Raw genomic sequence first — 20,924 nt, 5'->3', positions numbered from 1 at the left:
ACGTGCTCACCGCCGGGACGTGGCAACTCTGGCACATCTTCCGGGTCTCCCGGCGCGAGGGTCGCCCTCGTCACCCCCGTGCCCCCGCCACCCGCGTCCCGCCCGGCCAAGTCCCCCGCTTTCACCGGGTTTCGACCGAATCGGGAAAGAATTCCGACAATCACCGCAAGGTTTCCGAACACGTCGCAACGATTGCGAACCGCCGCGAAGCACCCTGTCCACCCCCGGGATCAACCGGTTGCCCGAGTCACACGATCGGGGGCTCTCCCTCGATCGGCCGCCCCCGCACACCGGGGCGCCGCTGTCTGGGCAACGGCCCGCCGGGCGGCCGGTAGTCCACCCCGAGCGCGTCCAGCCGCGCGTAGTGACCGGTCATCCGCGCTTCGAAGGCCGCCGGGTCCCGCTCCGCCGGCTCCGGCAGCGGCGACCACACCACCTCCGCGAAGGCCGCCAGGCGGGGGAACACCTGGTAGTCGACGCGGCCCTGGTCCTCCATCACCTCGGTCCACACGTTGGCCTGCGCGCCCAGCACGTGCGCCGCCGCCTCCGGCGACAGCTTCGGCGGAACCGGCTCGAAGCGGTACACATCCGCCAGGGTGCGTACGTATCCGATCGGCACCGGCTCCTCGGGACCACCCGCCTGGCGGTGGTCCAAGTACACATGTTCCTGGGGGCACATCACCACGTCGTGGCCCGCCTCGGCCGCGGCGACGCCGCCCGCGTAGCCGCGCCAGGAGGACACGGCCGCGCCGGGTGCGAGGCCGCCCTCCAGGATCTCGTCCCACCCGATCAGGCGCCGGCCGCGCTCGGCGAGCCAGCGGTCGAAGTGCCGGATGAACCAGGACTGGAGGCCGTCCTCCCCGTCCACCCCCAGCTCCCGGATCCGCGCCTGCGCCGCCGGGGAGGCCCGCCACTGGTCCTTGGGGCATTCGTCGCCGCCGACGTGCACGAACGGCGAGACCTCCGCCGGGAACAGCTCCAACAGCTCCTCGAAGACCCCTTCGTAGAAGCGCAGTACCTCCTCGGAGGGCGCCAGGACGTTCTCGTTGACGCCCCAGTCGTCCCACACGCCCAGCGCGGCCGTGTCCACCACGTCGGTGTTCCCCAACTCGGGGTAGGCGGCGATCGCCGCCTGCGAATGCCCCGGTACGTCGATCTCGGGGACCACCCGTACGTGCCGCCGCGCCGCGTACGCGACGATCTCGCGGATGTCGTCCTGGGTGTAGTGACCGCCGTGCGGCGTCTCGTTCCACAGCGGCGAGGCGCGGTGACCCCGCCGGCTGCGCGGCCGCCACCCGCCGACCTCGGTGAGCCGCGGGTGGCGCTTGATCTCCACCCGCCATCCCTGGTCGTCGGTCAGGTGCAGGTGCAGGACGTTCAGCTTGTGCGCGGCGAGCAGGTCGATGTAGCGCAGCACGCCGTCCTTGGGCATGAAGTGCCGGGCGACGTCGAGCATCATCCCGCGCCAGCCGAACCGGGGGCCGTCCTCGACCGCCCCGTACGGGAGTTCCCACACCCGTCCGGGCAGCGGGGCCCGGCGGTAGGCGTCGGGGCCGAGGAGTTGGCGCAGCGTCTGGGCGGCCCAGAACACGCCGGCCGCCGACCCGCCCGCCAACCGCACCCCGTCCGGGTCGACCGCGAGCCGGTACTCCTCGCCGGCCAGGCTCCCGTCCAGCGCGAGCCGTACGGCGCCGGGCGCGCTTGGCGCCGCGTCCGGGAAGGCGAATCCGGTGGCGGCCCCCAGCTCCCGCCGCAGCCAGCCCGCCACCTCCTCGGTGCCGGGCCCGGCGGCCAACGCCGTACCGGGCCCCAGCCTCAGCCGCGGCCCGTCCTCGCGGAACTCGGCATGCCGGGGTAGGGGGATCAGGTCCATGCTCGGCCCTTCGCGCCGGCGCGTCGCGCCCCGCGCGACACCGCCGCGCCGAGCGCCCGTCGGGCCGACCCTACCGGGATGCCGGGATGCGACGGGCCCCCGGAAGCGCCGGGGCGCCGCCGGGGGCCTACGTGGTCGCACGCTCCCGGGAGCCGCCCCGCACGCGGCGGCGGCGCTCCCGTACGGCGCGGTGGGGCCTACTTGTCGTTGCCGCCCTTGTCCTTGTCGCCGCCGGCGCCCATGGACTCGTAGATCTCCTTGCACATCGGGCAGACCGGGTACTTCTTCGGGTCGCGACCCGGGACCCAGACCTTGCCGCACAGCGCGACGACGGGGGTCCCGTCGAGCGCGCTCGCCATGATCTTGTCCTTCTGGACGTAGTGGGCGAAGCGCTCGTGGTCGCCGTCGCCGTGGGACACCTGCGGCGTCGGCTCTACGAGGGTCCCCGTACCAGTCCCGCGATCGGGCTCAAGAGTGCTCATGAAATCCAGGGTACCGACCCGCGCGCGGGTCAGTTGAGCGACGGGTCGTCCGGATAGGTGGCGACCATGGCGAGGTCGCTGCGCTGGCGGCGCAGCACCGCCCGCCAGAGCCGTTCGGGGTCCGGGAAGGACACGTCGCCGGGTTCGGAGTCCACCACGTACCAGGCGCCTTCGCCCAGCTCGGCCTCCAGCTGGCCGGGGCCCCATCCGGAGTAACCGGCGAAGATCCGCAGCGAGCCCAGGGCGGCCGCCAGCAGCTCCGGCGGCGTCTCCAGGTCGACGAGGCCGATCGCGCCGTGCACCCGGCGCCACCCCAGTGGCCCCTCCTCGCCCGGGATCACGGCGATGCCGAGCGCCGAGTCCAGCCCCACCGGGCCGCCCTGGAACACCACCCCGGGGTCGCCGGCCAGCGGCGCCCAGGGCAGCAGGATGTCGACGACGCCCACCGGAGTGGGCCGGTTGAGGACGACGCCGAGCGAGCCCTGCTCGTCGTGGTCGAGCAGCAGCACGACCGCGCGGTCGAAGTTCGGGTCCGCGAGGGCGGGGGTGGCCACGAGCAGCCGCCCTGTGAGGGAGGACACCTCGGTCATGCGGACATGATCCCGCATATCGGCCCCCGAGGGGGAGCGGAGGAGGGCATCGGATCGCGGCGGGATCGGGAACGCCCGCCGAAAGCCCCTCGGACGGCTCCCCCGCGGGCGGACCGGAACCGCGGCGGACGGTCGCGGCCCGGTCGCGGACCGGTCGCGGACGCTCCTGAAAGCCCGGGAACGCTCCGGAACGGCTCCGAACCGCCCGGAAGGCGACACTCCGCAACGCCGCGCGCACGGTGGGTGCCAAGCGGGTGCCGTGCCTAATGGATGACAGTCCTACGGCCGCGTCAGCCATACGAATAAGGGGGTACTGCCCCTTACCCTTTTCACTGGCCCCTGCCCACACTCCCCTGTTCGCCGGGGAGTCCCTCTTCGGAACGCGAGATCCATGACCGGCACTGACGATGTCCTGCTTGTCCACGGCGGTACCCCGCTCGAGGGCGAGATCCGTGTCCGCGGCGCGAAGAACCTCGTGCCGAAGGCCATGGTGGCCGCTCTGCTCGGCAGCTCGCCCAGCCGGCTGCGCAACGTGCCCGACATCCGTGACGTACGGGTCGTCCGCGGTCTGCTCCAGCTCCACGGCGTCACCGTGCGCCCCGGCGAGGAGCCGGGCGAGCTGATCCTCGACCCCACGTACGTCGAGGCCGCGAACGTCGCCGACATCGACGCCCACGCGGGTTCCTCCCGGATCCCGATCCTGTTCTGCGGCCCGCTGCTGCACCGCCTCGGCCACGCCTTCATCCCCGGTCTCGGCGGATGCGACATCGGCGGCCGTCCCATCGACTTCCACTTCGACGTGCTCCGCCAGTTCGGCGCGACCATCGAGAAGCGCGAGGGCGGCCAGTACCTGGAGGCGCCGCAGCGCCTGCGCGGCTGCAAGATCCGGCTGCCCTACCCGTCGGTCGGTTCGACCGAACAGGTCCTCCTGACGGCCGTCCTGGCCGAGGGCGTGACCGAGCTGAGCAACGCCGCCGTCGAACCGGAGATCGAAGACCTCATCTGCGTCCTGCAGAAGATGGGCGCGATCATCTCCCTCGACACCGACCGGACCATCCGGATCACCGGTGTGGACGAACTCACCGGCTACAACCACAAGGCGCTCCCGGACCGCCTGGAGGCCGCCTCCTGGGCTTCCGCGGCGCTGGCCACCGGCGGCAACATCTACGTCCGCGGCGCGCAGCAGCGCTCGATGATGACCTTCCTGAACACCTTCCGGCGGGTCGGCGGCGCGTTCGAGATCGACGACGAGGGCATCCGCTTCTGGCACCCGGGCGGCCCGCTCAAGGCGATCGCGCTGGAGACGGACGTGCACCCCGGCTTCCAGACCGACTGGCAGCAGCCGCTGGTCGTCGCGCTGACCCAGGCGTCCGGCCTGTCCATCGTGCACGAGACGGTGTACGAGTCGCGGCTCGGTTTCACCTCCGCGCTCAACCAGATGGGTGCTCACATCCAGCTCTACCGGGAGTGCCTGGGCGGCTCGGCGTGCCGCTTCGGGCAGCGCAACTTCCTGCACTCGGCGGTCGTCTCCGGCCCCACCAAGCTCCAGGGCGCCGATCTGGTCATCCCCGACCTGCGCGGCGGGTTCTCGTACCTGATCGCGGCGCTGGCGGCCGAGGGCACCTCGCGGGTGCACGGCATCGACCTCATCAACCGCGGCTACGAGAACTTCATGGAGAAGCTCGTGGAGCTGGGCGCGAAGGTCGAACTGCCGAACGGCGACCTGGTCTAGCACCGACCGGTCCCGGGGCCCGCGAGGGGCCCCGGGAAGGCCGAAGGGCGGCCACCCCGCACGGGGGTGGCCGCCCTTGGTCGTTCTACGTACCACTGCCGTCCCGAGGGCCTGCGCGGCCCTCGGCACAAGGGCGGTACTACTTGCCCTTGGCGGCTTCCTTGAGCTTGGAGCCCGCGGAGACCTTCACGCTGTAGCCGGCCGGGATCTGGATGGGGTCGCCGGTCTGCGGGTTGCGCGCGGTGCGAGCGGCACGGTGGGTGCGCTCGAAGGTCAGGAAGCCGGGGATGGTGACCTTCTCGTCGCCCTTGGCGACGATCTCGCCGACGGTCTCGGCGAGCGCGGCCAGAACGGCGTCGGCGTCCTTGCGGGTCACCTCGGCGCGCTCGGACAGAGCGGCCACCAGCTCACTGCGGTTCATGTTGTACTCCCGTGTTCAACTTGCCTTAGAGGCGTGAGATCGAAGCCGATGCTGCCAGGGCCCTCGGACAGTCCCCGGACCCGGGTCTGAACGTCAGACCCTCTCGCCCGGTTACGCATCCTGCCCCCACCAGCGGCGGGAAAGCCAATCCGGCACCCGCCAGGGTCACACGAAAAGCTCCACAGTCACGCCGCGGTGACGCTCCGTCCGCACCCGTCGTTCCGGTGGATGCGGACCGCGGGCCCCGCGGGCATCCCCGCAACCCTAGAGGCGCCCGACCGGGCCCGCATCCCGCGACGCGCCGGGATCAGGCGGAGGTGGTTGCCGTCACAGGGGCGGAGGCCGCCTTGCGGACGGCGCCGGCGACCGCGCCCGCGACCTTGTCGTTGAACACCGACGGGATGATGTAGTTCGCGTTGAGCTCGTCCTCGCCGACGACGTCGGCCAGCGCGGTGGCGGCGGCCAGCATCATGCCCGTGTCCACGGTGCGGGACTGGGCGTCCAGCAGACCGCGGAAGACGCCCGGGAAGACCAGCACGTTGTTGATCTGGTTGGGGAAGTCGGAGCGGCCGGTGGCCACGACGGCGGCGGTCTGCCGGGCGACGGCCGGGTCCACCTCCGGGTCGGGGTTCGCGAGCGCGAACACGATCGCGCCCTCCGCCATGGCGGCCACGTCGTCGCCGCTCAGGACGTTCGGGGCCGAGACGCCGATGAACACGTCGGCGCCGACCACGGCCTCCTTGAGGGTGCCCGTGTAGCCCTCGGGGTTGGTGTTGTCGGCGATCCAGCGCAGCGGGGAGTCGGGCGCCGCGTCGACGAGGTCGGGGCGGTCCGCGTGCACGACGCCGTTGATGTCGGCGCTCACCGCGTTCTTCACGCCCGCCGCGAGGAGCAGCTTGAGGATGGCGGTGCCGGCCGCGCCGGCGCCGGACATGACGACCTTGATGTCGCCAACTGCCTTGCCCACTACGCGAAGTGCGTTGGTCAGCGCGGCGAGGACGACGATGGCGGTGCCGTGCTGGTCGTCGTGGAAGACGGGGATGTCGAGGGCCTCGCGCAGCCGGGCCTCGATCTCGAAGCAGCGCGGCGCGGAGATGTCCTCCAGGTTGATGCCGGCGAAGCCGGGCGCGATGGCCTTGACGACGGCGACGATCTCGTCGGCGTCCTGCGTGTCGAGGCAGATCGGCCAGGCGTCGATCCCGGCGAAGCGCTTGAAGAGGGCCGCCTTGCCCTCCATGACGGGCAGCGCGGCCATCGGGCCGATGTTGCCCAGGCCCAGCACGGCGGAGCCGTCCGTCACGACTGCGACGGAGTTGCGCTTGATGGTCAGGCGGCGCGCGTCCTCGGGGTTCTCGGCGATGGCCGTGCAGACGCGGGCGACGCCCGGGGTGTAGATCATCGACAGGTCGTCGCGGTTGCGGATGGGGTGCTTGGACGACATCTCGATCTTGCCGCCGAGGTGCATCAGGAAGGTGCGGTCGGAGACCTTGCCCAGGCTGACGCCCTCGATGCCGCGCAGCTTCTCGACGATCTCGTCGGCGTGCGCGGTGGAGGTCGCGGCGATGGTGACGTCGATACGGAGCTTCTCGTGGCCGGACGCGGTGACGTCGAGGCCGGTGACGGATCCTCCGGACGACTCCACGGCGGTGGTGAGCTGGGAGACCGCGGTTCCGCTCGCGGGCACTTCCAGGCGGACCGTCATCGAGTACGAGACGCTGGGCGCCGTTGCCATGGCCGTGTTCCTCTTCTGTCCCTGGTTTTTCTGTACACAGGGTCCCGCGCGGCCCACCCAACGATGGCAGGTGCGGCAGGACCTGTTGTCCGATCGTCCCACCTACCAGCCGGTACAAGGTAACCAGCTACAAATTTCGGAAGAACTCTTCCACCATACGAGATTTCGAGGTAGTGCGAAACCCCGGGAGCCACGCAAAACAGGTCTGCCCCTCCGCGACCGCGGAGGGGCAGACCTGTTTTCTCACGTTGAAACACCGACCCGCCATGCTCGCCTCGCGGCAAGTGGTCGCTCTAGGCGACGAAGGTTGGGCCCGGGGGCTTGGATCGAGCCGGTGTCGTAACCAGGCTAACAAAGGATCGCCGAAAGCGGTCCCCCTGTCGGGGGTTGTCCCCGCCACCACACCCCCGGCCGCGGGCCATCCGGCCCAGTGGCCCGGGACCGGCCGCCGGTCGGGTACCGCCGGGGGCCGCCGGGGCCCTCGATCAGCCCCCGTCCGGCGTCAGCAGCGCGGGCACGCCCGAGGCGTCGGGGGTGTCACGGGCGGTGGAGACCACCGTCAGCTGCTGCGTCGCCCGCGTCAGGGCCACGTACAGCACCCGCAGCCCGGCCGGCGACTCCTCGGCGATCTCCGCCGGGGAGACCACCACCGTGGCGTCGTACTCCAGCCCCTTGGCCTCCAGGCTGCCCAGCGCCACCGCCCTGCCGCCCAGCTCCGCCAGCCATCCCGCGGCCTCCGCGCGCCGGTCCATGGCCACGACCACGCCGACCGTGCCGTCCACCTGCTCCAGCAGCCGCCGCGTCTCCTCCCGCACCGCCCGGCCGAGGTCGCCCTCGGCGGCCGTGAAACGGGGCTCCAGGCCCGTCGAACGCACCGCCCGGGGCGGCTCCATCCCCGGCATCGCCCACCGCAGCACGCGGGAGGCGACCTCCGCGACCTCCGCCGGGTTGCGGTAGTTCACGGTCAGCGTGAACTTCCGCCGCGGCCGGGTGCCCAGCGCCTCGTCCCGCGCCGCGGCGGCCTCCTGCGGATCCGTCCAGGACGACTGGGCCGGGTCACCGACCACCGTCCAGGTGCCGTGCCGGCCCCGGCGGCCCACCATCCGCCACTGCATCGGCGTCAGGTCCTGCGCCTCGTCCACGATGACGTGCGCGTACTCGGTGCGCTCCGCCGCGATCCGCTCCGCCCGCTCCCACTGGGTCTCCTCGCGGGTCGGCATCAGCTCCTCCAACCCGCTGAGCTGGTCCAACGGGTCCAGGTCCCGCTTGCGGCGGGGCCGCGCGGGCGCGCCCAGCAGCTGCTGGAGCTCATCCAGCAGCGCCACGTCGTGCACCGAGAGCGGCCCCTTGCCGTCCGGGCCGATCCGGCGCAGCGAACGCGCCAGCAAGCGGGCCTCGCGCGGGTTCAGCTCCCGGCGCGACCAGCGGCCGAGCTTGCGTTCGTCCGCCATCGCGGCCAGCACCGCGCGCGGGGTCAGCTCGGGCCACCAGGCGTTCAGGAAGTCGATGAAGGCGTCTTCCGAGGAGATGTCCTCGTCGAACGCGGAGCGCAGCTCGGCGGCCAGCTCCGGGTCGCTGTGCCGCCCGTTGGCGCCGGACTTGGCGTACAGGGCGTCCAGCAGCAGCTTGCGGGCGCGCGGACGCAGCAGGTTGACCGGCGCGGTGCCGCCCAGCACGTTCTGCCGGATGCGGTTCAGTTCGCCGGCCTCCAGCTCCTGGCGCCGCCCGAAGGCCACGACGCGCAGCCGGTCGGGGGCGCGGCCGGTGGCACCGCCGAGCTCCAGGGCGCCCCGTACCGCCTTGCGCAGCACCCTCGGCATCCGGGAGGAGCCCTTGACGCGGGCCACGGCCGGCTCGTCGTACGTGGTCGCCTCGGCCCCGTCGACGAGCGAGCCCAGCGCCCGGATGGCGACCTGCCCCTCCTCGCCGAGGGAGGGCAGCACGCCCTCGGTGTAGGCGACGAGCAGCGGCGTCGGCGAGACGATGAGGATGCCGCCCGAGTAGCGCCGCCGGTCCTGGTACAGGAGGTAGGCGGCGCGGTGCAGGGCCACCGCGGTCTTCCCGGTGCCGGGGCCGCCGGCCACCTCCGCGACGGACGCGGCGGGGGCCCGGATCACCAGGTCCTGCTCGGCCTGGATGGAGGAGACGATGTCCCGCATGGAGTGCGTACGGGCCCGCCCGAGCGCGGCCATCAGCGCGCCGTCGCCGATGACGGGCAGCTCCTCCCCGTCGAGGAACGCGGTGACCTCGGGGCGCATCAGGTCGTCCTCGACGCCGAGCACCTTGCGCCCCTTGGAGCGGATCACCCGGCGGCGCACGACCCGGCCGGGGTCCTTCGGCGTCGACCGGTAGAACGGCGCGGCCGCCGGGGCCCGCCAGTCGATCACCAGCGGCGCGTAGTCGGAGTCGAGTACGCCGATGCGCCCGATGTGCAGGGTCTCGGCGATGTCGGCGGTGAGATCGGCGCGGATGGCGTCGTCGGCGGGCTCGACGGAGGTGTACGCCCCGTCGGGGCCGCGTTCGCCGTCCTTGCCGAGGACCAGGTCGACGCGGCCGAACAGGAAGTCCTCGAACTCGTTGTTCAGCCGGTTGAGGTGGATCCCGGCGCGGAAGACCTGCGCGTCGCGCTCGGCGAGCGCGCCGGGCGTGCCGACCTGACCGCGCTGGGCGGCGTCGTTCATCAGGAACTCGGCCTCGTGGATCTTCTCCTCTAGGCGTCGGTACACCCGGTCGAGATGCGTCTGCTCGACCGCGATCTCCCGATCGCGGACGGAATCCGCCGTGCTGTCGACAGCGGCATTCTGCGCGGCCACCAAGGCCCCCTTCTGACGTGCATGGGCGACCGTCAACCGTACGCGAAGCGGGGCCGGGTCCGCACGCCCGTTCCGGGACCGTTCGCGGATCGCCGGGAAGATCACCGCGAACGGCGTCCCGGGCGGGCCCCCGCGCTACGCGGATTCGGCCGCCAGGACGCGCCGGCGGTGGCGGGCGACCCGCTCGCGGTTGCCGCACACCTCGCTGGAGCACCAGCGGCGGCGGTGGCCGCGCGAGGTGTCGAGGTAGACGCGCGCGCAGCCCTCGCCCTCGCAGGCGCGCAACAGCGCCCGGTCGCCGGGGTCGGTGAGCAGCTCGACGGCGTCCCGGGCGACCGCGGCGAGCAGCCCGGAGCACTCGACCCCGCCGCACAACTCCCGTACAAGGTTCCCTTCTTGGTCGCGCACCGCACACAGCCCCGGGGGTGGACCGGCGGCCGCCGCGTTGACCCGGGCCAGGGCGTCCTCGGCGGGCCCGGCCCCGCGCAGCTCGGCCCGTACGAGGCTCTCCACATCGGCCCGCAGCTCCCGGAAGGCCACCACCCAGTCGGGCCCGACCAGCCCGAGCGGGGTCCGGTCGGGGACCAGTCCGGCCCCGACGAGCCACAACCGCAGCTCGTCGCCGTCCCGGATGCCCTCGGCGCCCCGCCGGGGCGCGAAGGTGGCCAGCAGGTCCAGGCAGACCCGCCCGGAGTCGAACCACATACCGGTCACCGCCTCGGTTGCCGTGGGTCGCCTCCCCAGAGTGCCCGTCAGGTGCCGGTTCGGCTAGGCCCTGTCGTAGGGGTTGTCCGGCGGGTTGTCGTGGAGCAGCCGCTGGAAGAGGCGGTGGTCGCGCCAGGCGCCGTCGATGTGCAGGTAGCGCGGCGCGAGCCCGAACTGCTCGAAGCCGGCTTTGGCGAGGACCCGTTGGGAGGCCACGTTGTCGACGAGGGTGCCCGCCTCGATCCGGTGCAGCCCGACCTCGTCGCGGGCGATCCGGCAGACCTCCTCCAGGGCGGCGGTGGCCAGCCCCTTGCCGGCCCACTCCCGGTCCACCCAGTAGCCGACGCCGCCGCTGCGGAAGGGGCCGAGCGCGATGCTCCCGAGGTTGATGGCGCCGACGGGCGTGTCGCCCGCGACGAGGACGAACGGCAGCAGCCGGCCACCGTCCCGGTCGGCCAGCAGCGCCGTGATCCGCTCCCGCTGGCCGGCCTCGGTGTAGTACCCCTCGGGCCGTCGCGGCTCGAACGGCGCCATGTACTCCCGGTTCCGCGCGAGCGCCCCGGCCAACCCCGCGGCGTCATCGATGGTGACGCCCCTCATCTCCACCCCGTTGATCATCACGCCGGCACGCTAACCCGCGCCCCCGTCCCCACACCAGACCCGGCGGCCGACCCGGGCGCCCCGGCCCCGCGGAACCCGCTACACCCCCGGCGGGACCCCGTACCCGTCCCCGCCCGCGTCCAGCGACAGCCGGTACCCCCGCTTCACCACCGTCTGGATCAGCCTCGGCACCCCCAGCGCCGCCCGCAGCCGCGCCATCGCCGTCTCCACGGCGTGCTCGTCGCGCCCCGCCCCCGGCAGCACCCGCAGCAGTTCCGCCCGCCCCACGACCCACCCCGGCCGCCGCGCCAGCGCCCCCAGCAGCGCCATCCCCGCCGGCGGCACCGGTCGCAGCTCCGCGTCGACGAGCACCCCGTGGCCCCGGATCTCCAGCCGGTGCCCCGCCACCGGCAGGACCCTGGCCCGCCCCGGCAGCTCCTGGCACAGCACCTGCACCAGCGGCCCGATCCGGAACCGCTCCGGCTGCACCGTCGCCACCCCCTCCGCCTGGAGCGGCAGCGCCGTCACCGGCCCCACGCACGCCGACAGCACGTCCCCGCGCAGCCCCTCCAGTACGGCCTCCCGCATTCCCCGCCCCTCCGCCCGGGACAGCAGCGAGGCCGCCGCCGGGGCGGAGGTGAAGGCGAGGGCGTCGACCCCGCCGGTGGCGACGGCGTCCAGGAGCCGGTCCAGCGGGGCCGGGTCCTCCGGCGGCATCCACCGGTACACCGGTACGACCACCACCTCCGCCCCGGCCGCCCGCAGCGTCTCGACGAACCCCGGCAGCGGCTCGCCGTGCAACTGGAGCGCGACGCGCCGCCCGGCCACTCCCCCGGCGAGCAGCCGGTCCAGCACTTCGGCGAGGGACTCGGACCCCGGCGACCATGCCTCCACCAGCCCGGCGGCCCGTACGGCGCCCTTGACCTTCGGCCCGCGCGCCAGCAGCTCCGTGGCCCGCAGCCGATCGAGCAGTTCCTCGCCGATCCCCCAGCCGTCGGCGGCCTCGATCCACCCGCGGAACCCGATCGCGGTGGTGGCGACCACCACGTCCGGGGTGCGTCGGATCAACTCCTTCGTGGCCTCCATGAGTTCACCGTCGTCGGCAAGCGGCACGATCCGCAGGGCCGGCGCGTGCAACACGGTCGCGCCGCGCCGGCGCAGCAGGGCGATCAGCTCGTCGGCGCGGCGGGCGGCGGTGACCCCGACCGTGAACCCGGAGAGAGGGCCGGTGGCCGTTTCCGTGGCGGCGTCGTCGTCCATAGTGGTGTCCTGCCTCGCGCATGGGGTCGTCACGTGTGTCGCTCAACGGGAACCGAGCCTGCCAAATCGCCGTGACGGACTCGGTTCCGCCGTATTTCGCGGCCGTTAACCGCCGTTACACCGGGGTGAGCTGCTGCTTCGTCGCCGTCCCGGTCACCGGCTGGTCCGCGGCGGCCGGTCGGCGAAGGTATACCGCCCAGGTCACGGCGCAGCACACGGCGTAGAAGCCGAGGAAGGTGACGAAGGCGGCGGTGCCCGATCCGCCGTCCGTGAACGCCTGCCGGAACACCAGGTTGATGCCGAGCCCGCCGAGGGCTCCCACGGCGCCGATCAGTCCCATGGACGCCCCGGAGAGCCGGCGTCCCCAGGCGGCGGCGTCCTCGCCCGTCATCCCGCGGGCCAGCGCCTTCGCCTGGAAGATCCCGGGGATCATCTTGTACGTGGAGCCGTTGCCGAGCCCGCTCAGCGCGAACAGGGCCACGAAGCCGACGAGGAACACGGGCAGCGACTCGCGGACCGAGGCCAGTACGACCACCCCCGTCGCCGCCGCCATCGCGACGAACGTCGCCAGGGTGATCCGCGCCCCGCCCAGCCGGTCGGCGAGCGCCCCGCCCACCGGGCGGACGAGCGAACCGAGGAGCGGTCCGATGAAGGTGAGGGAGGCGGCCTGGAGGGGGGTCCGGCCGAACTGGGTCTGCAGGACCAGCCCGAAGGCGAAGCTGTAGCCGATGAAGGAGCCGAAGGTGCCCACGTAGAGGAACGCCATGATCCAGGTGTGCGGGTCGCGCGCCGCGTCCCGTACGGCGCCGCCGTCGCCGCGCACCGGTGCCAGGTTGTCCATGCGGACGAGGGCCAGCGCCGCGGCGGCGAGGATCAGCGGCACGTACGCGGCGAGCAGCAGCCGCGGGTGCCTGGCCCCGGCGGTCCCGATGACCAGCAGGGCGACGAGCTGCACCACCGGTACGCCGATGTTGCCGCCGCCCGCGTTCAGACCGAGCGCCCACCCCTTCTTGCGCAGCGGGAAGAAGGCGTTGATGTTGGTCATGGACGAGGCGAAGTTGCCGCCGCCCACGCCGGTCAGGGCGGCGACCGCGACGAAGACCCCGTAGGGGGTGCCGGGTTCCATCACCACGAGCGCGGCCACGGTCGGCGCGAGGAGCAGCAGGGCGCTGACGACGGTCCAGTTCCGGCCGCCGAAGCGGGCGACGGCGAAGGTGTACGGGATGCGTACCAGCGCGCCGACGGCGGTGGCGGTCGCGATGAGGAAGAACTTCCCGGCGGGGTCGATCCCGTACCCGGGTCCCATGAAGAGCACCATCACGGACCAGAGGGACCAGATGGAGAACCCGATGTGCTCGGAGAACACCGAGTAGAGCAGGTTCCGGTTGGCGATCTTCTCTCCGGTCTCCTTCCAGAACGTCTCGTCCTCGGGGTCCCACCGCTCGATCCAGCGGCCCCTTTCGCGCGGTGCGGTCGTACCGGTGCTCATCACACGCCTCCACAGCTGTCGCGTCCGTGGTGACGACCGTAGGAACGGCGCGTTTCGGCCCCGGTCCCCGGCTGATGACCGCCGGGAAACCTTGCTCTCACCCGCCGCCGGGGGCGTCTGTGAGCGCGGCGGGGCGCCAAGCGCCCGGGGGCAGGTCCAGCCAGCCGCGGGCGGCGGCGCCGGCGGACGCGGCCGTGCGCAGGGCGTCGAGGCCGGGGTGGGCGAAGCCCTTGCGCCACACCATCGACAGCGGGGACAGCGGCACGGGGTCGACCAGCGGCCGTTTCGCGCAGCCGGGCAGGTCGGGGAAGTCGACGGTGACCAGGACGGGGTTGCGGGTCTTGGCCATGACCCGGCGGAACTCGTCCTTCCCGACGGCCACGGGCGCGGGCGGCGCCAGTGCGATGCCCCGCCCGGCGAAGAGTTCCCGGGCGAGCCCGGTCCACTCCAGGGTGCGCGGGTTCCCGGCCCCGGCGTACACGGTCTCCCCGGCCAGCGCCGCGAGCGGTACGTCGTCGCGCGCGGCCAGGGGGTGCCCCTCGGGCAGCAGCACGGCGAGCGGCTCGTACCGGACGGGCCGGTGCGCGAGACGGGCCCGCAGCGCGGGGGCCAGGCCGTCGGCGTACCCGAAGGACACGTCCAGGCGCCCGGCGGCGATCTCGGCGGCGGCGTGCGTGAGCCCGCTCTCGAAGCGGGCCATCAGCTCGCAGGCGGGGGCGAGTTCGCGGGCGTGTTCCAGGACGGTGCGGGCGGTGCTGGGGCCGTCGGTGTTCAGGTCGACGAGCAGGGCCCGGGGTCCGGCGAAGGCGGCGGCGAGTTCCTCGTGTGCGGCGAGCACCTTGCGGGCGGGCGCCAGCAGCCGCTCCCCGTCCGCGGTGAGTTCCACGGCGCGGGTGGTACGCAGGAACAGCGGGGCGCCGAGGAGCTGTTCGAGCCGTCGTACGTCCCGGCTCAGCGCCTGCTGCGCCACGTACAGGCGGGCCGCGGCGCGGGTGAAGTGGCGCTCTTCGGCGACGGCGACGAACCCGCGCAGCAGCCGGGGTTCCACATCACGGGGGATCACCCCGGGAGACTAACAACAGGAAGCGGTGAATGGCCCCGGAACAGGTGTTGGACCCCGTGGGCCGGGCGGCCGGAGGCTGTTCCCATGCCGTACGCGACCCCGACCCGCAGCCCCCTCATGACCGTCTCCGGTTCCACCCTCGTGCACGCCCCCGTCCCGCGCCCCTCGCACCGCTCGGCCCCGGCCCGCCGGCCCGGCCCGTACCGGCGGCTGTTCGCCGTGCCCGGGGCGCGCGCCTTCACCGCCGGGAACCTGCTCGCCCGGCTGCCCATGGGCATGTTCGGGATCAGCGCGGTGATGATGATCGCCGGCCAGCGGGGTTCGTACGCGCTGGCCGGGGCCGTCACCGCGACCGGGATGGCGGCCACCGCGCTGGTCGCGCCCTGGACGGCCCGGCTGGTCGACCGCCACGGCCAGGCCCGGATCGCCGTCCCGGCCACGCTGATCGCGGTGCTGGGCTCGCTGGCCCTGGTGCTGAGCGTCCGCGCCCACGCACCGGCCTGGACCCTGTTCGCCTCGTACGCGGCGACCGCCACCACCCCCAACATCGGCGGCATGTCCCGCGCCCGCTGGACCCACCTGCTGCGCGAGCGCCCCGCCGAACACCATGCGGCGATGTCCTTCGAACAGGCCGCCGACGAACTGTGCTACATGCTGGGGCCGGTCGTCGCGGCGTTCCTCTGCTCGGCCGTCTTCCCCGAGGCCGGCACCCTCACGGGGGCCGCCCTGCTGCTCACGGGGATGCTGCTCTTCACGTCCCGGCGGGCCACCGAGCCACCGGTGTCCGCCCTGCGCCCGCCCGGCTCGGCGCTGCGCGCGGTGGCTCCGCTGTTGCCGCTGTTCCTCGCGCTCGGCACGATGTTCGGCGCGCTGGAGGTCACCTCGATCGCGCATCTCGGCGCCCTGGGCCTCGGCGCCGTCTCCGGTCCGGTCCTGGCCCTCCAGGCCCTGGGCTCCTGCGTGGCCGGTCTCCGCTACGGGGCCGTGCGCCCGCGCTCCCTGACCGCCTGCCTCCCGGCGCTGGTCGCGGCGATGACCCTGCCGTGGGCGGCGGCCACGACGGGCTCGCTGCCGCTGCTGGCGACGGCCCTGCTGCTGGCCGGCGTGGCGACGGCCCCGACGATGGTGACGGCGATGTCCCGCGTCCAGGCCGTCACCCCGCCCGGCCGCCTCAACGAAGGCATGACGGTCGCCGTCACCGCGATCCTCGGGGGCATCGCCCTCGGCTCTGCCGCCGCCGGCCGGCTGATCGACCAGCTCGGCACCCCGGCGGCCTATGCCCTCCCCCCGGCCGCCGCACTCTTGGCCTTCTTCATCTCGGCCCATCGCCGGCGGTCGCGCTAGCGGTACGGCTTTTCGGTACGTACCCTGTACCGTAATCCGGTACGAGTGAACTGGGAGCGTGGACCATGTCGATAAGCGCCAGCGAAGCCCGCGCGAGCCTCTTCCCGCTCATCGAGCGGGTGAACACCGATCACGATCCGGTGCGCATCACCTCTCGTCACGGGGACGCCGTCCTCATGTCCGCCGACGACTACGACTCCTGGCAGGAGACCGTCTACCTCCTGCGCTCGCCGGCCAACGCCCAGCGCCTGATGGAAGCCGTCGCACGCGACCGGGCAGCGACCCCCGTCGTCGCCAAGACGATGGACGAATTGCGCGAGCTGGCCGGGGGCGAGGAGTGAGGAGCGTCCACTTCGACGCCGACGCCTGGGAGGATTTCCTCTTCCGGCCGGCCGCCGACCGGAAGATGGCCCGCCGGATCACCCGCCTGATCGGGGAGATCCAGCGTGATCCGTTCACCGGCATCGGCAAACCCGAACCGCTGAAGGGCGAGCTGTCGGGCTACTGGTCCCGCCGGATCGACGACGAACACCGGCTGGTGTACCGCGCCGACGACAAGGAAGTGAAGATCCTCAAGGCCCGCTATCACTACTGACGCTTCGGCCGGGCCGGGCATGACGAAGGCCCCGCAGTCCGATGACTGCGGGGCCTTCGCCCACATGGGATGAGTGGAGATGGCGGGAATCGAACCCGCGTCCAACGGTGCAGAAGCAGGGCTTCTCCGAGCGCAGTCCGCTGCGCTTTTCTCGGCCCCGGAGATCACACGGACAAGTCTCCGACGGGCTCAGTCACTGTTTGGTTTCCCTCAGGCCCCCGTGACCGGGGCTAGAGGTTTAGATCCCTAGTTGACGCCAGGATCCGGACCGGGACCACTTCCGGGCTGACGCTCCTCACAGAGGCTTCAGCTCACTGTTATTAGGCAGCGAGGGTGAAGCGGGAGTTATCGCTCTTGGTGTTGGCGATTATTTTTTGCGACATAGGGTTAACGAGATCATTGCCGCTTCCTCGGCTCGCTTCCCCTGCATCGACATCCGCTGTCGAAACCGATCATCCCCATGTTTTTTTGACAAACCGCGCCACCCGGGGGCGGTGCGGTGCTGAACCCCATGGTACGCGAAGTGGACCACGGGATGCCAGGTGATTAAACCCGCGCCGCCGCGCGCCCGACCACCCGACCGCCGGGCGGCCTACACCGTGCCGCGCTGCTTGCGGCGGATCGCCGAGATCGCGCGGTTCGTCTCGCGGGTGTCCTGCTTCTCGCGCAGCGTCTGACGCTTGTCGTACTCCTTCTTGCCCTTCGCCAGCGCGATCTCGATCTTCGCCCGGCCGTCCTTGAAGTACAGCGTCAGCGGCACGATCGTGTGGCCGGACTCGTCCGCCTTGCGCTCCAGCTTGTCGATCTCCTCCCGGTGCATCAGGAGCTTGCGCTTGCGCCGGGCGCTGTGGTTGGTCCACGTCCCCTGGCTGTACTCCGGCACGTGCACGTTGTAGAGCCACGCCTCGTTGCCCTCCACCGACACGAAGCCGTCCACGAGCGAGGCCCGGCCCTGGCGCAGGGACTTGACCTCGGTGCCCGTGAGCACGAGACCGCACTCGTAGGTGTCGATGATCGTGTAGTCGTGCCGCGCCTTCTTGTTCTGGGCGATCAGCTTCCGCCCTTTTTCCTTTGCCATAGTGCGGTCATTTTCGCACTACCGACCCACCCCGAGGCCACCCAATACCCGCCGGGCCCGGTCTTCGACGCCGTCGCCCGCCGTCAGGTCGGGCGCGATGCCGGTCCCGTCGATGCCGCGGCCCTGCGGGGTGCGGTACGTGCCCACGGTCAGCTCGGCGACCGAGCCGTCCGGCAGCCGCGTCGGCATCTGCACCGCGCCCTTGCCGAAGGTGTGGGTGCCGACCGTGACCGCCCGGCCGCGGTCCTGGAGGGCGCCGGTGACGAGCTCGGCCGCGCTCATCGTGCCCCCGTCGACCAGCGCCACCAAGGGCCGCGCGGTGTCGCCGCCCGGCTCGGCGTACAGCGCGCGCTCGGAGCCCCGTACGTCGTACGTCGCCACGAGCCCCCCGTCCAGGAAGGCGGAGGCGGCCGTGACGGCCTCGGCGACCAGGCCGCCCGGGTTGCCGCGCAGGTCCAGCAGGACGCCCGCGCCGGGCGGGGCCGCGCGGACGGCGTCCCGGACGCGCTCCCCCGAGCCCCGGGTGAAGGAGGCGACCTTGATGACGGTGGTGCCGTCGGTGAGACGCCGTACGGTCACGGGGTCGGCGCTCAGTCGCTCGCGGCGGACCGTCTCGGTGCGCTCGACGCCGTCCCGGCCCAGGCGCAGCACGACCGGGGTCCCGGCCGCGCCGCGCAGCATCGCCACCACCTCGGCGACGGAGCACCCGGTGACGGCCCGGCCGTCCACGTCGAGCAGCAGGTCCCCGGCGCGCAGGCCGGCCCGGGCGGCGGGGCTGCCGGGCTGGATCCTGTCGACCTCGACGCGGCCGTCGCGGCGGCGCCCGGCCCACACCCCGACGCCGGTCCAGTGGCCGTCGAGGTCCTCGGTGAAGGCGGCGTACTCCTTCGGGTCGTAGACGGCGGCCCAGCGGTCACCGCTACGGCTGACCTCCTCCTCGGCGGCCCGCTTGCCCGACCTGCCCTCGGCCACCGCCTCGGCGACGGCCCGGGCCACCGCGTCCCGGTCGGCGGTCGGTGGCCCGTCCCGGGGGACTTCGGCGGCGGCGGCCGCGGGGCGGGTGTCGGCCGGCAACCGCGGGGCGGCCTCGTCCGCGCCCCAACACCCGGTGCCGGCGCCCACGGTGACCGCCGCGAGGAAGGCCAACGTCAAAGCGGCCCCGCGACGCAGGTCGCGGGGCCGGAGACAGTGGACGGGGGGACCCGGCATGGCGCCGAGTCTAGGACAAGGCCCGGGCGCGCACGCCGCGTTGGGCGCACCTCACACGCGGCGCTCGTCACACGTCGGGGCTCGTCACACCTTGGGGCTCGTCACACCTTGAGATATTTGCGCAGCGCGACGAAGGCCGCCAGCGACGGCATGAGCAGGCCCACGACCAGCACCAGCGGCAGCTTCGTCAGGACGGAGTCCCAGCCGATGAAGTTGATCAGTTCCAGCTTGTGCCGCAGGTCCACCCCGTGGTCGATCACGAAGTACTGCACCAGGCCCAGCATCACGCACGCGAGACCCGCGCCGATCACGCCGGCGACGGCCGCCTCCATGATGAAGGGAACCTGGATGTAGAAGCCGGAGGCGCCCACGAGCCGCATGATCCCGGTCTCCCGCCGACGACTGAACGCCGAGACGCGCACCGTGTTGACGATCAGCAGCAACGCCACGATCAGCATGATCAGCATGATGCCGAGCGCCGCGATGTTGAGGGTGCCGAGGAGGCTGAACAGGTTGTCCACCTCGGAGCTCTGGTCGGCCACCGACTGGACGCCGTCCCGGCCGGCGAACGCGGAGGTGATGACCTGGTACTTCTCCGGGTTCTTCAGCTTGACCCGAAAGGAGTCCGGCATCTGGTCGGGGGTGACGACCGAGGCCAGCGCGGTCTGCCCGTACCGCTCCTTGTAATGCTTGTACGCCTCGTCCGAGGACTCGTACGTGACGCTCTGCACGACGTCCAGCTTCTTGAGGTCGGCCCCGATCTGCTGCCGCTGCTCGGGGGTCACCGCCCCCTTGGCGCACGTGGTGCTCCCACCGGCGGTCCCGCCGCTCCCCGACTTCCCCGGGTCGTTCTTCTGCGCCTCCGCGTCCTTCTGCGCTTCGGCGGCGTTCTCCGCGTCGCTCTTGTTGCAGAGGTAGACGGTGACGTTGACCTTGTCGTACCAGTACCCCTTCATCGCGCTGACCTGGTCGCGCATGAGCAGGGAGCCACCGAACAGGGCCAGCGACAGGGCCACGGAGATGATGACCGCGAAGGTCATGGTGAGATTGCGACGGAGACCGACGCCGATCTCCGACATGACGAACTGGGCGCGCATGGCGTCCTTTCAGTGCTGGTAGCCGTAGACGCCGCGCGACTGGTCGCGCACGAGACGGCCCTGTTCGAGTTCGATGACGCGCTTGCGCATCTGGTCCACGATCTGCTGGTCGTGCGTCGCCATGATCACCGTGGTGCCGGTCCGGTTGATCCGGTCGAGCAGCTTCATGATGCCGACGGAGGTCTGCGGGTCGAGGTTGCCGGTCGGCTCGTCCGCGATCAGCAGGGCCGGGCGGTTGACGAAGGCCCGGGCGATGGCGACGCGCTGCTGTTCACCGCCGGACAGCTCGCCGGGCATCCGGCCCTCCTTGCCGCCCAGGCCCACCAGCTCCAGGACCTGGGGGACGGCCTTGCGGATCTCGCCGCGCGGCTTGCCGATGACCTCCTGCGCGAAGGCGACGTTCTCGGCCACCGTCTTGTTGGGCAGGAGGCGGAAGTCCTGGAACACGGTCCCCAGCTGGCGCCGCATGTGCGGGACCTTCCAGTTGGAGAGCTTCGCGAGGTCCTTGCCCAGCACGTGGACCTGTCCGTGGCTGGCCCGCTCCTCGCGCAGCACCAGCCGCAGGAACGTGGACTTGCCGGAGCCGGAGGAGCCGACGAGGAAGACGAACTCACCCTTCGCGATCTCCAGCGAGACATCTCTGAGTGCGGGGCGGCTCTGCTTCGGGTAGGACTTGGAGACGTTGTCGAATCGGATCACGGGTGCACCACGGTCGCCGGGAGTAGGTGTGCGTGACCATACGCGAACGGGCGCGGGGTGTGGGCCCGGCCACCACAGTTGCCCGATATGTCCACGGGTCGCGGGCGGGCGGGACGGTGATTGCCCGGACGGGCCGCGCCGA

General features: G+C 72.4%; 19 protein-coding genes and 1 other RNA gene. 4 read left to right on the top strand and 16 right to left on the bottom strand.

Annotated elements, in window-relative coordinates; all coding sequences use genetic code 11:
• Positions 1-247: 247 nt before the first annotated feature.
• The 3 genes from ACFVXJ_RS17350 to ACFVXJ_RS17340 all read right to left on the bottom strand — a co-directional run bounded on the left by ACFVXJ_RS17350 (position 248) and on the right by ACFVXJ_RS17340 (position 2,945).
• Positions 248-1,873, bottom strand: coding sequence for a beta-N-acetylhexosaminidase (locus ACFVXJ_RS17350; RefSeq protein WP_389662517.1), 1,626 nt, complete (start codon positions 1,871-1,873; stop codon positions 248-250).
• Positions 1,874-2,070: 197 nt separating this feature from the next.
• Positions 2,071-2,355 carry a DUF3039 domain-containing protein gene (locus ACFVXJ_RS17345; protein ID WP_361315410.1) on the bottom strand — a complete coding sequence of 95 codons (285 nt, stop codon included), beginning with the start codon at positions 2,353-2,355 and terminating at the stop codon, positions 2,071-2,073.
• Between the two features lie 29 nt (positions 2,356-2,384).
• Positions 2,385-2,945, bottom strand: a complete 561-nt coding sequence (locus tag ACFVXJ_RS17340; protein WP_136214432.1) for a YqgE/AlgH family protein — start codon at positions 2,943-2,945, stop codon at positions 2,385-2,387.
• A gap of 391 nt (positions 2,946-3,336) precedes the next feature.
• Between ACFVXJ_RS17340 and murA the strand changes: the two genes are divergently transcribed.
• Positions 3,337-4,677 (top strand): UDP-N-acetylglucosamine 1-carboxyvinyltransferase, encoded by a 1,341-nt coding sequence (murA, locus tag ACFVXJ_RS17335; protein WP_389662515.1) that lies wholly within the window; start codon positions 3,337-3,339, stop codon positions 4,675-4,677.
• A 139-nt stretch (positions 4,678-4,816) separates the two neighbouring features.
• Here the strand turns inward: murA and ACFVXJ_RS17330 are convergent, their stop codons facing one another.
• From ACFVXJ_RS17330 to ACFVXJ_RS17295, 8 genes are all read right to left on the bottom strand, one after another.
• Entirely contained in the window at positions 4,817-5,098 is a 282-nt protein-coding gene (locus ACFVXJ_RS17330) for an HU family DNA-binding protein (RefSeq protein WP_007264399.1), read from the bottom strand.
• A 307-nt stretch (positions 5,099-5,405) separates the two neighbouring features.
• Positions 5,406-6,830, bottom strand: a complete 1,425-nt coding sequence (locus ACFVXJ_RS17325; RefSeq protein WP_389662514.1) for an NAD-dependent malic enzyme — start codon at positions 6,828-6,830, stop codon at positions 5,406-5,408.
• A 485-nt stretch (positions 6,831-7,315) separates the two neighbouring features.
• Entirely contained in the window at positions 7,316-9,643 is a 2,328-nt protein-coding gene (locus tag ACFVXJ_RS17320) for a HelD family protein (protein WP_389662512.1), read from the bottom strand.
• 135 nt (positions 9,644-9,778) lie between these two features.
• Entirely contained in the window at positions 9,779-10,348 is a 570-nt protein-coding gene (locus ACFVXJ_RS17315; RefSeq protein WP_389662510.1) for a CGNR zinc finger domain-containing protein, read from the bottom strand.
• 63 nt (positions 10,349-10,411) lie between these two features.
• The gene (locus tag ACFVXJ_RS17310; protein ID WP_389662848.1) at positions 10,412-10,966 is read right to left on the bottom strand and encodes a GNAT family N-acetyltransferase; all 555 of its coding nucleotides are present in this window, start codon (positions 10,964-10,966) and stop codon (positions 10,412-10,414) included.
• Between the two features lie 81 nt (positions 10,967-11,047).
• Positions 11,048-12,208, bottom strand: a complete 1,161-nt coding sequence (locus tag ACFVXJ_RS17305; protein WP_389662508.1) for a uroporphyrinogen-III synthase — start codon at positions 12,206-12,208, stop codon at positions 11,048-11,050.
• A gap of 115 nt (positions 12,209-12,323) precedes the next feature.
• Positions 12,324-13,697 (bottom strand): MFS transporter, encoded by a 1,374-nt coding sequence (locus ACFVXJ_RS17300; RefSeq protein ID WP_389662507.1) that lies wholly within the window; start codon positions 13,695-13,697, stop codon positions 12,324-12,326.
• Between the two features lie 97 nt (positions 13,698-13,794).
• Positions 13,795-14,760 (bottom strand): LysR family transcriptional regulator, encoded by a 966-nt coding sequence (locus tag ACFVXJ_RS17295; protein WP_389662505.1) that lies wholly within the window; start codon positions 14,758-14,760, stop codon positions 13,795-13,797.
• 84 nt (positions 14,761-14,844) lie between these two features.
• Here ACFVXJ_RS17295 and ACFVXJ_RS17290 point away from each other — a divergent pair, with 84 nt between their 5' ends.
• From ACFVXJ_RS17290 to ACFVXJ_RS17280, 3 genes are all read left to right on the top strand, one after another.
• Positions 14,845-16,104, top strand: coding sequence for an MFS transporter (locus ACFVXJ_RS17290; protein ID WP_389662504.1), 1,260 nt, complete (start codon positions 14,845-14,847; stop codon positions 16,102-16,104).
• A 65-nt stretch (positions 16,105-16,169) separates the two neighbouring features.
• A complete protein-coding gene (locus tag ACFVXJ_RS17285; RefSeq protein WP_389662502.1) occupies positions 16,170-16,445 on the top strand; it encodes a type II toxin-antitoxin system Phd/YefM family antitoxin in 276 nt (91 codons plus the stop codon).
• Complete coding sequence (locus tag ACFVXJ_RS17280; RefSeq protein ID WP_389662499.1) at positions 16,442-16,699, top strand: Txe/YoeB family addiction module toxin; 258 nt, start codon at positions 16,442-16,444, stop codon at positions 16,697-16,699. The genes ACFVXJ_RS17285 and ACFVXJ_RS17280 overlap by 4 nt, the downstream gene beginning before the upstream one ends.
• A gap of 71 nt (positions 16,700-16,770) precedes the next feature.
• On the opposite strand, the gene ssrA is transcribed toward ACFVXJ_RS17280, so the two are convergent.
• The 5 genes from ssrA to ftsE form a co-directional block, all read right to left on the bottom strand.
• Positions 16,771-17,159: a transfer-messenger RNA gene (ssrA, locus tag ACFVXJ_RS17275) on the bottom strand.
• A 132-nt stretch (positions 17,160-17,291) separates the two neighbouring features.
• Positions 17,292-17,777, bottom strand: coding sequence for an SsrA-binding protein SmpB (gene smpB / locus ACFVXJ_RS17270; RefSeq protein WP_136214441.1), 486 nt, complete (start codon positions 17,775-17,777; stop codon positions 17,292-17,294).
• A gap of 18 nt (positions 17,778-17,795) precedes the next feature.
• Positions 17,796-18,986 (bottom strand): S41 family peptidase, encoded by a 1,191-nt coding sequence (locus ACFVXJ_RS17265; RefSeq protein WP_389662498.1) that lies wholly within the window; start codon positions 18,984-18,986, stop codon positions 17,796-17,798.
• Between the two features lie 101 nt (positions 18,987-19,087).
• The gene (gene ftsX, locus ACFVXJ_RS17260; protein ID WP_389662496.1) at positions 19,088-20,083 is read right to left on the bottom strand and encodes a permease-like cell division protein FtsX; all 996 of its coding nucleotides are present in this window, start codon (positions 20,081-20,083) and stop codon (positions 19,088-19,090) included.
• Positions 20,084-20,092: 9 nt separating this feature from the next.
• Entirely contained in the window at positions 20,093-20,782 is a 690-nt protein-coding gene (gene ftsE / locus ACFVXJ_RS17255) for a cell division ATP-binding protein FtsE (protein ID WP_136214444.1), read from the bottom strand.
• Between the last annotated feature and the right edge of the window lie 142 nt (positions 20,783-20,924).

Origin of the sequence: Streptomyces sp. NPDC058279, assembly GCF_042881255.1 — a bacterium.
In the GTDB taxonomy this organism is placed as follows: Bacteria; Actinomycetota; Actinomycetes; order Streptomycetales; family Streptomycetaceae; genus Streptomyces.
Note: the sequence above shows the minus strand (reverse complement) of the source record. Positions and strands in the feature narration are given on the sequence as shown.